Source organism: Pseudomonas sp. PGPPP1 (assembly GCF_002255865.1).
In the GTDB taxonomy this organism is placed as follows: domain Bacteria; phylum Pseudomonadota; class Gammaproteobacteria; order Pseudomonadales; family Pseudomonadaceae; genus Aquipseudomonas; species Aquipseudomonas cremoris.
The window spans coordinates 418654-432439 of sequence record NZ_NKIG01000001.1 but is presented as its reverse complement, the minus strand read 5'-3'; the positions used below and the strand labels follow the sequence as shown (position 1 = coordinate 432439).

Below are 13786 nucleotides of genomic sequence, written 5' to 3'. Positions count from 1 at the left end.
GCCGGCAGCGCTGGCTTTGCGGCCCAAAAAGCCCCCGAGCGCATGCGTGCCGTTCATTTCTGGATGAGCGTCCCGTGGGACCACTGATGAGGGTAATAACTGTGCTTGAAGCCTACCGCAAACATATCGAAGAGCGTGCAGCCCTGGGTATCGTTCCCCAGCCGCTTAACGCCGAACAAACCGCAGGCCTGGTCGAGCTGCTGAAAAATCCTCCGGCTGGCGAAGAAGAATTCCTCGTTGACCTGATCACCAACCGCATTCCACCAGGCGTTGACGAAGCTGCCTACGTCAAGGCCGGTTTCCTGTCTGCCCTGGCCAAGGGCGAAGCCACTTCCCCCCTGATCGACAAAAAACGCGCTGTTGAACTGCTCGGCACCATGCAAGGCGGCTACAACATCGTGACCCTGGTCGAGCTGCTGGACGACGCAGAGCTGGCACCGGTTGCCGCTGCTCAGCTCAAGCACACCCTGCTGATGTTCGATGCGTTCCACGACGTGGCTGAAAAAGCCAAGAACGGCAACGAACACGCCAAAGCCGTGATCCAGTCCTGGGCCGACGGCGAGTGGTTCAAGAACCGCCCTACCCTGGCCGACAAGATCAGCCTGCGCGTGTTCAAGGTCACCGGCGAAACCAACACCGACGACCTCTCCCCTGCACCAGATGCCTGGTCCCGTCCTGACATCCCGCTGCACGCCCTGGCCATGCTGAAAATGGCTCGCGAAGGCATCGTGCCGGACGAGCAAGGCAAGACCGGCCCGATGAAGCAGATCGAAGAGATGCGCGGCCAAGGCTTCCCGATCGCCTACGTGGGTGACGTGGTCGGTACCGGTTCGTCCCGTAAGTCGGCGACCAACTCCGTACTGTGGTTCTTCGGCGACGACGTTCCATACGTGCCGAACAAGCGCGCTGGCGGCTTCTGCTTCGGCAGCAAGATCGCTCCAATCTTCTACAACACCATGGAAGATGCTGGCGCACTGCCAATCGAATTCGACGTCACCAACATGAACATGGGCGACGTGATCGACCTGTACCCGCATGCTGGCAAAGTCTGCAAACACGGCACCGACGAAGTCCTGACCACCTTCGAAATGAAGACCCCGGTCCTGTTGGACGAAGTTCGTGCTGGCGGCCGTATCCCGCTGATCATCGGTCGCGGCCTGACCGACAAGGCCCGTGCCGAACTGGGCCTGGGCCCTACCGACCTGTTCAAGTTGCCAGAAGCACCTGTCGACACCGGCAAGGGCTACACCCTGGCGCAGAAAATGGTTGGCAAGGCGTGCGGCCTGCCAGAAGGCAAAGGCGTTCGTCCAGGCACCTACTGCGAGCCTAAGATGACCACCGTGGGTTCCCAGGACACCACCGGTCCTATGACCCGTGATGAACTGAAAGACCTGGCGTGCCTGGGCTTCTCGACCGACCTGGTGATGCAGTCCTTCTGCCACACTGCGGCGTATCCAAAGCCGATCGACGTGACCACCCACCACACCCTGCCTGACTTCATCATGACCCGTGGCGGTGTATCGCTGCGTCCAGGCGACGGCATCATCCACAGCTGGCTGAACCGCATGCTGCTGCCGGACACCGTCGGTACCGGTGGTGACTCCCACACCCGTTTCCCGATGGGCATCTCGTTCCCGGCCGGTTCTGGCCTGGTCGCGTTCGCCGCAGCCACTGGCGTAATGCCACTGGACATGCCGGAATCGATCCTGGTGCGCTTCAAAGGCAAGATGAAACCTGGCATCACCCTGCGTGACCTGGTTCATGCCATTCCTTACTACGCGATCCAGTCGGGTCTGCTGACCGTAGAGAAGAAAGGCAAGAAGAACGCCTTCTCCGGCCGCATCCTGGAAATCGAAGGCCTGAACGACCTGACGCTGGAGCAAGCTTTCGAGCTGTCCGACGCCTCGGCTGAACGTTCGGCTGCCGGTTGCACCATCAAGCTCTCGGAAGCGTCCGTTACCGAGTACCTGAACTCCAACATCACCCTGCTGCGCTGGATGATCGGTGAAGGCTACGGCGACGCGCGTACCCTGGAACGTCGCGCCCAAGCGATGGAAGCCTGGGTTGCCAACCCTGAACTGATGGTTGCCGATGCCGACGCGGAATACGCTGAAATCATCGAGATCGACCTGTCGGAAATCAACGAGCCAATCCTCTGCGCACCAAACGACCCAGACGACGCTCGTCTGCTGTCGAGCGTTGCCGGCGAGAAGATCGACGAAGTGTTCATCGGTTCGTGCATGACCAACATCGGTCACTTCCGCGCTGCCGGTAAGCTGCTGGAACAGGTCAAGGGTCAGCTGCCAACTCGTCTGTGGCTGTCGCCGCCGACCAAGATGGACGCTCACCAACTGACCGAAGAAGGCTACTACGGCATCTACGGCAAGGCTGGCGCACGCATGGAAATGCCGGGCTGCTCGCTGTGCATGGGTAACCAGGCACGTGTAGAGCCGAACTCGACTGTTGTGTCGACTTCGACCCGTAACTTCCCGAACCGTCTGGGTGACGGCGCGAACGTCTACCTGGCCTCGGCCGAGTTGGCGGCAGTCGCTTCCACTTTGGGTCGCCTGCCGACTGTCGAAGAGTACATGGGTTACGCAGCGAAACTGGACACCATGGCCAGTGACGTCTACCGCTACCTGAACTTCGACCAGATCGCCGAGTTCCGCAAAATCGCAGCAAGCGCCAACATCCCGGTGATTCAAGCCTAAGGTGTTGATGTAACGAACGCCGCGTATCGCAAGGTACGCGGCGTTTTTTTATGCCTGGGATTTGGCCAGTTGCACCGCGCCGTCCACGCTCAAGGCACTGAGCAGCACCTGCGGCGCCTGCGCCTCGGGCAACGCCTGCAATACCTCAAGGGCCGCATGCCGCACACGGGCCAGCACCAGGCGCTTGCCCTCCCCGCGCACCTGCGCAAAAAACGCTGCCAGCGCTTCGATGCTGGTGCCATCCAGGTCGGGCGACTCTTCCAGGCTCAACACCACCGCATCCACCGGCGACTGGCGCATCAAGCGCAAGGCCGCACCGAGGATGCGTTCGGCATTCGCAAAAAACAGTGCCTCGCTGGGCCGCACGATCAGCACACCGGGCACGTCCACCGTATCGGCATGATGCTGGCGATCAACAAAGTCATGGCTGTCGCCCAAGCGGCCGAGCACTTGGATATCCGCAGAAGACATCTGACGCAGCATCAACAGCACGCTGATGGCCACCGCCAACAACAAGCCGTCCAGCACACCCAACACCAACACTGCCGCTACCGCGCAGATCACCAGCAAGCGGTCACGCCGCCACAGGAAGTAACGCCCGAGGGGCTGCAGGCTCAGGCCGCGCCCCAGCGCATAGATAACGATGGCCGCGAGAACCGGCTCTGGGGTCAGTGCGACGTATGGCAACACCGTCAATACGATCACCAGCACCACCAGTGCTGCCACGATGCCGGCCAACCGTGACCCCGCACCGGCCGCCTCATTGGCCGACGTCGCCGAATACCCGGCACCGGCCGGCATGCCGTGGAACAGCCCCGAGACAAGGTTGGCCGCACCCAATGCCAGCAGGTCTCGATTAGACGACACACGGTCGCCGTGCTTGAGCGCGAACGAGCTGATCGAGCCGTAGGACTCCGCGTACAGGATCATCACCAGAGCAAACGCCAGCTCTCCCAGGCGCAACCAGTCGGCAAACGGCAGCACCGGGAAATGCCCAAGCTCCAGGCGCAGGTCGATCATGCCGATCAAGGCCACGCCATGGGCCTCCAGGTTCAGGAACTGCCCGCCAACGATCCCCAACAACACCACCAGCAGCCCGCCTGGCAAACGCGGTATTCGCGCGCACAGCCACAACACCGCCAACGCAGCAGCGGCCACCAGCGCGGCGGGCCAGTTCCAGTGCGGTAACTGTTCGAGCAATTGCGGCAGGAAGCGGATCAGGTTGTTGTCGGTCAGGTGCACGCCCACCACGCTGGCGAGTTGCTTGAGAATGATCGTCAGCGCCAGGCCAAAGGCAAACCCACGCAACACCGGCTTGGCAATAAACGAGGTAACGCCACCCAACTTGAACAACCCGGCCAACAGAAAAAACACACCGGTGACCAGCACCAGCCCGAATGCCAGCGACAGCCTCAGCGACGGATCATCCCCCGCCAGGCTCGCGGTTGCCGCAGCCAACACCGCCGCCGAGGACGACGTGGCCGAGACAATCGCAAACCGGCTGGTGCCGAACAGGCCGTAACACACGAGCCCCGCAAACAAGGCAATCACCCCGGCCTGCGGCGGCAGCGCGGCAATGCTGGAATACGCCACCGCCTCCGGCAGCAGCAGACCGGCAATCGACAGCCCGGCGAGTATGTCCTGAGTGCGGTTGGGTGGCGGAATGACCGAGGGAATGGATTCAGTTTTCAATCGGCCCAACCCATCCCGGTAAATAACGCGCGTCCTGACTGCGTGCCAGGGTCATGGCCATGCCGTCCGTCAGGTGAGTGGGGTGCAGTTTTTCCAGCTTGCCAGTCACCAGCTGCGGACGGGGCCGAGCCATAGATACCTCCAAAAAGAGCAGCAGTCAGCCGACAAGCTTAGCCCTCATTGCAGCGCAGGATCGACATAACTTCTGGCCTCGGCAGAGCCTACCGAAAACGGAGGCTTCTGCTCTGGCTCTGGCTCTGGCTCTGGCTCTGGCTCTGGCTTTTGATCTTGATCTAAGGCGCCCCGTTAAACACGCTGGCCGGAATTCGACATGGATTTGGGGGGTAAACCGGCAGGGATGCCGGTTTAGCCGCCCCGCGCCATGGATGGCGCGTGGCGGCGACCCCCCAAATCCATGTCGGATTACGGGCACACCGAGCCTAGGCGAGGTGCCGAGTGTTGGGGCAAGAGCCCTTTTGCTTACTTTTGGGGCTCTTTTCCAAAAGTGAGCCGCTGTAAGAGCGGAACCCTAAGCCGCCGTTACCGCAGCAACGGATATGTACACCGACAGGCCGCTATCGCAGGCAAGCCAGCTCCCACATTAGAACCGTGTACATCCAATAAAACTGAATCGCCTGATAGGCCGCCTTCGCGAGCAAGCCCGCTCCCACAAAAAAAGGCCGACTCGCTGTACGCGAATCGGCCTCCATCGTTACCGCCCGTTATCAGGACAACAGCGAATAAATCAACGCAGTAATCGCCACCAGCCCCACCGCCGTGACAAACACATTGGACGCCTGCCCCCGATACTTGGCCATCGCCGGAACCTTACGGATCGCGTACATCGGCATCAGGAACAGAATCGACGCGATCACCGGACCACCCAGGGTCTCAATCATGCCGAGGATGCTCGGATTCAGCGTGGCAACGATCCAGCACACCACCAGCATGAATGCAGCAGTCATGCGGTCCAGGGTCTTCGGCGCAGGGCGGCGACCCGTCTTGACCACCAGGCCCTTGAGGCCTTCGCTGGCACCGATGTAATGGCCAAGGAACGACTTGGCAATCGCCACAAACGCAATCAACGGCGCGGCAAACGCGATGGTCGGATTATCGAAATGGTTGGCCAGGTACGACAGGATCGACAGGTTCTGCGCCTTCGCTTCGGCCAGTTGTGCCGGCGACAGGGTCAGCACACAGCTGAACACGAAGAACAGCACCATCGCCACCATCAGCAGGTGCGCGCGGGACAGGATCTGCGAGCTGCGCTCATCGGCGTGCGCGCCGTACTGGCGCTTTTGGTCAACGGCAAAGGCCGAGATGATCGGCGAATGGTTGAACGAGAACACCATCACCGGAATCGCCAGCCACAAGGTGCTGAGCAACGCGGACGGCTCAGGGACCACGCTGGCGGTGCTGAGGATGCCGCCGTTCCAATGCGGGATCAGGTACACGGCCAGGAACAGCAACGCGACGATAAACGGGTACACCATCAGGCTCATGGCCTTGACGATCACCTGCTCACCGCAACGCACCACGGCCAGCAGGCCGAGGATCAGCACAAACGCCAGGATCGCCCGTGGCGGCGGCATGATGTGCAGTTGGTGTTCCATGAAGCTGCTGACCGTGTTGGTCAGGGCCACGCTATAGATCAGCAGGATCGGGAAGATCGCGAAGAAGTACAGCAAGGTGATCAGCGCGCCAGCCTTGATGCCGAAGTGCTCTTCGACCACGTCGGTGATGTCGGAGCCTTCACGACCGGAAAGGACGAAGCGGGTCAGGCCTCGGTGAGCGAAGAACGTCATCGGGAAGGCCAGTACTGCCAGGATCAGCAGCGGCCAAAAGCCACCCAAGCCTGCGTTGATCGGCAGGAACAAGGTACCGGCGCCGATAGCGGTGCCAAACAGGCCAAGCATCCAGGTGGTGTCCTGGCGGCTCCAGCTTGTGAGAGTTGCAGGTGTCGTTGCATAGCGTTCGTCGACGCTATTGGCCTGATCATTCATCCGGTCGGATCTCCGCATTTACACGGCCGGGACGAGTCAGAAAAACCTGACAGGCAGCGCCCCAGCCATAGAAGGGGCGCGATTGTCCGGGATTCTTGTGAATAAGCAAAGACTTAGCTGAGGAACGGTTTATCGGAACAGTTGTCCTGGCAGGCCCCGAGGCGGCGAAATCCTATTGATTTCGCGCGATTGCAGGCCGTGCCGGCCGTCAGGATTGAAGCGGCTCTGCACTCTTCACGAACATCTGGGCCGTGGTGATACAGCACTTCTCGGCCTTTTTTGGACTGAAGGCCTTATGGTCCAGGGCCCATTCCAACCAGAAACCATCGATCAACGCGGTAATGGTCAGGGCGGCGGCCTTGGCGTCGATTTGCGTGCGGTTTTGCTGGGCGATGGCCTTGAACACCGACTCCAGCTCCTTGCGGTAATCGGCGTAGAGCTTTTTGTTCAGTGCACGAAGCTGCTCGGAGGACACCGCTGCGCCCCAGAAGCCCAACCACGTGGTGAGGATGAACTCGTTGAAAATCTGCCCGCGAAACGACGAACGAATGATCGCCAGCAAGCGGTCTTCTGGGGTGCCACCCTGGGCTTCCAGGTATTTGCGGGTTTCTTCGCGCAGTTGGTCGGTCAACTCCTGATAGGTCGACAGCATCAACTCTTCCTTGCTGGAAAAGTGATGCCCGATCAGGCCGATCGACACTCCAGCCTGCGCGCAGATCCGCTCCAGGGTGCTACCACTGTGGCCGTAGCGGGTGATGCATTGCATCGTCGCCTCGATGATCGCCTTGCGGCGCATTTCGGGCTCGATACGGGTGCGGCGTTTCTTGACGGCAATCCCTTCTGACTCAGTGCTCATACATCAACCTGTGTTTACGCAACATTAATCGCCATCAAACGGCGGCAAGAACCATGACAATCTGCTCAAGGTGCAGCCGGGCCTTGAGACGGACCGGCACGGGCGCAGCGGTTTTGTGACGCAACTGGCCTACTTGCTCGTGCACCTTCAACGGCGATGCCACGATAGACGCCAATAGCGGCGCGCCAGGTTGCAGCAGTGTGCTCACGTTGGACCCGATCAGGTCGTCAATCGCGTACCCGCTCAACTGCGTGAACGCCGGGTTCACCGTCAGCCAACGTCCATTAACATCGATAAACGCCATGGCTTCGTCCGCCAGCTCAAACACCATGCGCAGCCGGTCTTCGCTGTGGCGCACAGCGTCTTCGGCGACCTTGCGAGCCGTGGTGTCCATGCTGATGCCGATCATTTTAAGCGCGCGACCGGCGTCGTCCAGCAACGGCGTGGCCCGCGATGAGATCCAGCGCACCTCGCCTTCTGGGGTCAGCATGCGAAAGTCGGTGTCACAGGGTTGCCCGCTGCTGATGGAGCGCTCGAACACCGCCTGCAAGGCCGGCACTTCGTCGGGCGGAATATGGCTCCAGAAGTCTTCGTTGTGCTTGACGGGCCAGCCGTAGACGGCCTGCACGTTGCTTGAATAGGTGACCTCGTCGGTCAGCAGGTTCCACTCCCAGGTCACGATGCGTGCGTTTTCCTGGGCGAGCTTCATGCGCGCCTCGCTCTCCATGATCTGGGCGGTGTGCTTGCGGCGCATCTCGGTCATGGGCAGCGCTTGCGGCGGGCTGTGTTGCACGTCTTGCTGGGCCTGTGCGCCATAGCGCAGCCAGATCCAGTTGACGTCCAACAGCCCGGACAATTTGCGCAGGTTGTCGTAGTCGATTTCCCCCCCACGGGTCCACTTATGGACAGCCGTGCGCGACACGCCGAGCGCTCCCGCGACGGCTTGCAGCGTCAACTTCTTGTGTTCCAGAAGCTCCTTGAGGCGAAACGCGAAACTGTCTTCACTCATCGAGCCATCCTAAAAATCCATTCCTTGGCGTCCATCAACGACGAGGATCAAGGCCAGGGCTTTAAACGAGGCGTCAATTTAGCAACTTTTTGCGCGATGAGTGGCAGGAAATCAGCGGGAGACGGGTTTGCAGGGGCGCACTCACCGCCCATTGCAGGCGGTGAGGCGTAAGACGGTGCTTCAGCCGGCTTGCAGGCCGCTTTCCAGGTCCTTGTCCAGCACCTCGATGCGCGACAGTTCCTGCGCGATGTTCTGCGAGCGGCACAGCCAACCGTAGACCAGCGCCGACACCACCAGCCCTACCAACATGCTGATGTCCGCACCGCCGAGCAGCGTGGTGACGTAGCCGGTGTACAAGCCGGTGCTGGAGAACGGCAGCATCGCCACGAACCCCGCCACATAGGCGCCAATCCCGCGCCAGTTCCAGCGGCCATAGATGCCGTTGGGCTTGAAGATCTCGGTAATCGAGAATTTGCCGTGGCGCACCTTGTAGAAATCCACCAGGTTAATCGCGGTCCAGGGCGTGAACAGGTACAGCAGGATCGCGAGGAAGTCGCCGAAGTCCTTCACGAAGTTATCCGATGCCGTCATCGCGATGGCAATCGCGGTACCGCCCACCAGCAGCATCGAAACGATGCGCTTGAACAGGGTTGAGGTCTGGCTCTTGATCGTGTCGGCAATGCTTAGCAGGGTGATGGATGCGCCGTAGAAGTTCTGTGCGGCACTGGTGACCAGGCTGAGCACGGCGAGGATCAACAGACACTCGCCAAAGCCGCTGAACAGCAGGTTGCCGAGCATCACCAGGCCTTTGGCCAGGTTCTGCCCCGGGCTCAATGCTGCGGCCAGGGCGCCGATCAACATCATCCACACGCCGCCGATCATGGCGCCCAAGTAGGTCCACCAAAACGACGACTTCACACTGACGTTCGCCGGCAGGTAGCGCGAATAGTCAGAGACGTAAATCGCCCAGCTCAGTTGATAGGCGGCGGCAACAAAAAACTGCGCCAGGAACGGCGTGGCCTTGAACCCGGAAACCGTCAACTGCTCAGCCGGCAGCTTGACCAGGAACACCAGCCCGACGGTGAACACCAGCATCACGCCAATCAATACAAACGCGAGCACCCGCTGCACCTTGTGGAAGGTGTTGTAGCCGGCAATTGCCATGACAATCGCCAGCAACGAAAAGGCGATGGCCGAGCCATGTTCCGGCGCGTCGAACAGTTCGTGCAGGGTTTGCCCCACCAGCAATTGGTTGAACGCGTTGTAGCCCACATACGTAGCGATGGCCACCGCGTACACCAACAGCGCGCCGAAATAACCGAATTGCGGGCGCGACTGGATCAGTTGCGGCAGGCCCATCTGCGGGCCTTGAGTGGAGTGCCCAGCCATGAACAGCGTGCCGAACGCACACCCGAGGAAAATCGCCACCGCCGACCAGAACAGGTTGGCACCCATGCCAACACCGATGATGCCGACAGCCAGCGTGGTGAGGTGGGCTTCGCCGCAGAACCAGATCGGCCACAAGTGCCAGGCCTTGCCATGGCGCTCGGCAAGCGGCACGTAATCGATGGAGCGGGTTTCCAGGTTCAGGCGTCCCTTGGACGCGACTTGGGGAGAGGCAGACATGTGAGTTGCACCTTTTTTTATTGGTTTGGTTGCACGGCAAAGCGGTACAGCGGGTCAATCAGTCGCGGGCCTTGTCGATCGCCTGGGCCAGCAGTTGCTCAAGTTGCTCAACGGAGCTGTCGCGGGGGTTGGTCAAGCGCGCGGGATCGCCCATGGACTTGCGCGCGATCACGCCGATGTCGGCGTGCTGCACACCCAGGGCCGAGAGGGATTTGGGGATATTGAGGTGGTCGAGCTTGGCGCAGATGGCGGTGTAGAACGTTTCGAAACCGGCGTCCGGCAGGCCCAGGGCCTGGGCCACGGGGGTCAGGCGTGGGCTGATGTCAGCCTGGTTGAACCGCAGCACCACCGGCAGGATGATCGCGTTGGTCAAGCCATGATGGGTGTTGTAGGTCGCGCCGACCATATGGCTGAGGGCATGCACCAGCCCCAGTCCCTTGAGAAAGCCCACGCCGGCCAGGCATGAACCGATCAGCATCTTGCCGCGAGCTTCGAGGTCCTGCCCCTGGGCGACGGCGGTGTCGATCGAGGTCCACAGCAGGCTCAGGGCTTGTAGCGCCGCGCCGTCGCTGAGGGGGTTGAAGCTGGGAACAAAGTAGGCTTCCAAGGCATGGATGATTGCATCGCAGCCGGTCCACGCTGTCAGGTTGGCGGGCAGGCTTTGGGTCAGTTCCGGGTCGAGGATCACCGCCGAAGGCCGCGCCCGAGGGTGCCAGACACAGCCCTTGATGCCGCGAGCGGTGTCGGTGAGCATCGCGGTGCTTTCGGTTTCCGCGCCAGTGCCGGCGGTGGTCGGAATGGTGATCACCGGCGGGAAATCGGCGCTGCCAAAACCGCTGGGCACGGGCTGGTCGAAATCGAATGCCCACAGGTCGCAACGCTGCTGCTGGGCAATCAACGCCACGGCTTTGCCACCGTCCAGGCCGCTGCCGCCACCCAACGCAATAACGCCGTCGGCGCGCCACTCGCGGAACGCGGCGGCACCGGCGATAACCGAGGTGTCCGTGGGGTTGGGCTCAATGCCACCGTACAGGCCGCATGCCAGGCCGGCGTCGGTCAGGCTGCGCTGCATCTCGCCGACAAAGGGCAGGTTCAACGAGCCTTGGTCGGTGATGATAATCGGCCGGAAAATGTTGAATTCGCGGCAAAGCTCGACCAGTTGCCGACGGGCGCCGGGGCCATATTCCATTGGCAGGGGGACGGTCCACTTCTGTGGGTTCAACGCTGAAAGAGTGTTTTGCACGGGACTCACCTTAACCGCAACGCGCGATGGTTGATTTCAACTCGGTGTACTTGCCAAGCGCGTGGGCGGAGTTATCCCGACCATTGCCGGACTCCTTGAACCCGCCAAACGGGAAGTTCATATCCACCAGTTCGTCATAACAGTTGACCCACACCGTGCCGGCCTTGAGTTGGCGGGTGGCGGCATGAATAGTCTTCAGGTCGGACGACCAAATGGCAGCCGCCAGGCCGTATTCGGTGCTGTTGGCGATTGCGATCGCTTCTTCGAGGGTGTCGAACAGCATCACCACCAGCACCGGGCCGAAGATCTCTTCAGTGGCGATGCGCGCCGATGGGTCTTGGGCGAGAAAGATCGTCGGTTCCAGGTAAGCGCCCTCCCCGACCACCGACAACGGGTTGCCTCCTTTGAGCAACTGCGCTTCCTGCCGGCCCAGCGCGATGAACTGGCAGACCCGCTCGAACTGCGCGCGGTCGATAATGGCGCCGGTCACGCTGTCGGGGTCCAGCGGGTGGCCAGGTTGATAGGCATCGGTGGCCTCGAGTAGCAACGGGATCAATCGGTCGGCTATCGAGCGTTGCACCAGCAGCCGCGAACCGGCGCTGCACACCTGGCCCATGTTGGCGAAAATCGCGGCGGCGGCAGAGCGTGCGGCCTGGCCGATGTCCGCACAGTCGGCCATGACAATATTCGCCGACTTGCCGCCCAACTCCAGCCAGACACGCTTGAGGTTGGAGACGGCCGCGTTCTTCGCGATATCCCGACCGACCGCCCCGGAACCGGTGAACGCGATGCAGTCGACATCGCCATGCAGGCTCAGCGCCCGGCCTGTCGCGCCGTCGCCACCCAACACATTGAATACGCCTGCAGGCACCCCGGCCTCCAGGGCCAACCCGGCGATACGCAGCGCGCTGAGTGGCGTCTTTTCCGACGGTTTGAGCACCACGCTGTTACCCGCAGCCAATGCCGGGGCGAACTTCCAGGCGGCCATCAACAGGGGGTAATTCCACGGCACTACCGCCGCTACCACGCCGAGCGGTTGACGGGTCACGGTGCCAAAAAAGCCCGGTTCAGTGGCGGGCACCTCGCCGTGCAGCTTGTCGATCAGTTCAGCAAACCAGCGCAGGCAATAAATCGTTCCTGGGAGGTCACCGCCGGTGGTGTCGGCGATGGGCTTGCCGCTGTCCAGAGACTCAAGCAAGGCCAACTCGTCGCTATGAGTTTCCAGCAAGTTCGCCCATTTCAGCAGCACGGCTTTGCGATCACGCGCCGCCAGGGCCGACCAGACCCCGGCCTCAAAACTGCGCCTTGCCGCCGCTACGGCTTTGTCGACATCGGCGCTGGCACACAGCGCAACCTGCGCCAGCGCCTCACCGTCAATCGGGCTGTAGGAACCGAAGGTCGCCCCGTCATCGGCGTGCGCGTAGACCCCATCAATAAACGCCCGGCCCTCAAGGCGCAGGTCTTTGGCTTTCTGGAGCCAATAGGTTGTGTCTTTCAAAACTGGCACTGCAACACCTCATCTTGTTCTTGTCAGGCTGTGGCAATCCTAGGCCATACTGAAATTCCATTCAATAACAAACAAGCCTCTATTGAAATTAAATTCAATAAAAAGCCCGCTTTCGCGGGCTCGATCAACACCGATGCAGCTACAGGTCCAACACCAACGATGCGCCTCGTGCACGGGACACACAGATCATCAGGGTTTTTTGCGCGGCTTTTTCCTCATCACTCAGGTATTGGTCCAGATGCTCCGCTTCACCCTGCAGAATCTGCGTTTCACAGGTGCCGCACACGCCCTCCCGACACAGGCATTCCACGGTCGCGGCCTTGGCGTTTTCGATGGCCTGCAAGATGCTCATGCCCTCCTCCACCCACAACTCGCGACCGGAGCGCGCCAGGGTTACGCTGAACACACCGCTGTTTGCAGGCGTCGCCGCAGCAAACTGCTCCCAATGCACGCGGCTTTCCGCTACTCCCAACTGCCGGGCGGTGTCGATGACCGCATCGATCAACGGCCGGGGGCCGCACACATACAGGTGCGCAGCGTCGTCCAGCCCGGCGATCAACGCGTGGATGTCCAGCGTTTGGCCTTGGCTGTCGATGTACAGCCGCGTGCGTTCGGCGTGGGGACCGGCCATCAACTCAGGGTGAAATGCACCGTGTTCGGGGCTGCGGAACGCGTAGTGCAGTTGGTAATCCGCCCCGCTCGCACGCAATTCGGGGAGCTGCGCAAGGAACGGGGTGATGCCAATCCCGCCGGCGATCAGCACATGCCGCGCCGCACCTGGGTCAATGGCAAACAGGTTGTTGGGGCTGGAAAGGGTCAGCACCGTGCCGACCTCGACCTGGCGATGCATAAACGCCGAACCGCCCTTGGACGGATCTTCAAGGCGCACGGCAATCTGGTAATGGCGGGTATCCGCCGGGTCGCTCAGCAGCGAATAGGCATTGCTGTGCTGACGCCCGTCAGCCTCCTGCATTTGCACAATCACGTGGCTACCGCCGGTAAACGCCGGCAGCGCCTGGCCGTCTTCACGGGCCAGGGTAAAACGCTTGATCAGCGGCGTCTGTTGCTCAACCCCGACTACCTTCACCTTGAACCATTGGTACTTGTCAGCCATCACTCACCTCACTTGCTGGGTTACC

General features: G+C 61.2%; 10 protein-coding genes. 1 reads left to right on the top strand and 9 read right to left on the bottom strand.

What is annotated here, in order from left to right; genetic code table 11:
* The first annotated feature begins 101 nt into the window (after positions 1 to 101).
* A complete protein-coding gene (acnB, locus tag CFE47_RS01965) occupies positions 102 to 2711 on the top strand; it encodes a bifunctional aconitate hydratase 2/2-methylisocitrate dehydratase (RefSeq protein ID WP_185706316.1) in 2610 nt (869 codons plus the stop codon).
* A gap of 48 nt (positions 2712 to 2759) precedes the next feature.
* Here acnB and CFE47_RS01960 read toward each other — a convergent pair whose 3' ends face one another.
* From CFE47_RS01960 to CFE47_RS01920, 9 genes are all read right to left on the bottom strand, one after another.
* Positions 2760 to 4403 (bottom strand): SulP family inorganic anion transporter, encoded by a 1644-nt coding sequence (locus CFE47_RS01960; protein WP_286835253.1) that lies wholly within the window; start codon positions 4401 to 4403, stop codon positions 2760 to 2762.
* Positions 4393 to 4536, bottom strand: coding sequence for a hypothetical protein (locus CFE47_RS01955; RefSeq protein WP_286835252.1), 144 nt, complete (start codon positions 4534 to 4536; stop codon positions 4393 to 4395). Before CFE47_RS01955 ends, CFE47_RS01960 begins: the two co-directional genes overlap by 11 nt.
* A 592-nt stretch (positions 4537 to 5128) precedes the next feature.
* Positions 5129 to 6406 carry a serine/threonine transporter gene (locus CFE47_RS01950; RefSeq protein ID WP_286835251.1) on the bottom strand — a complete coding sequence of 426 codons (1278 nt, stop codon included), beginning with the start codon at positions 6404 to 6406 and terminating at the stop codon, positions 5129 to 5131.
* A 208-nt stretch (positions 6407 to 6614) separates the two neighbouring features.
* Positions 6615 to 7262, bottom strand: a complete 648-nt coding sequence (betI, locus tag CFE47_RS01945) for a transcriptional regulator BetI (RefSeq protein WP_286835250.1) — start codon at positions 7260 to 7262, stop codon at positions 6615 to 6617.
* A gap of 34 nt (positions 7263 to 7296) precedes the next feature.
* Positions 7297 to 8271, bottom strand: a complete 975-nt coding sequence (locus CFE47_RS01940; protein ID WP_286835249.1) for a helix-turn-helix domain-containing protein — start codon at positions 8269 to 8271, stop codon at positions 7297 to 7299.
* Between the two features lie 180 nt (positions 8272 to 8451).
* Positions 8452 to 9897: a purine-cytosine permease family protein gene (locus tag CFE47_RS01935; RefSeq protein WP_286835248.1), complete on the bottom strand. Its 1446-nt coding sequence runs from the start codon at positions 9895 to 9897 to the stop codon at positions 8452 to 8454.
* A 58-nt stretch (positions 9898 to 9955) separates the two neighbouring features.
* Positions 9956 to 11140, bottom strand: coding sequence for an iron-containing alcohol dehydrogenase (locus CFE47_RS01930; protein ID WP_286835247.1), 1185 nt, complete (start codon positions 11138 to 11140; stop codon positions 9956 to 9958).
* 10 nt (positions 11141 to 11150) lie between these two features.
* Entirely contained in the window at positions 11151 to 12647 is a 1497-nt protein-coding gene (locus CFE47_RS01925; RefSeq protein WP_502695422.1) for an aldehyde dehydrogenase family protein, read from the bottom strand.
* Between the two features lie 139 nt (positions 12648 to 12786).
* A complete protein-coding gene (locus tag CFE47_RS01920) occupies positions 12787 to 13761 on the bottom strand; it encodes a PDR/VanB family oxidoreductase (protein WP_286835246.1) in 975 nt (324 codons plus the stop codon).
* Positions 13762 to 13786 lie beyond the last annotated feature (25 nt).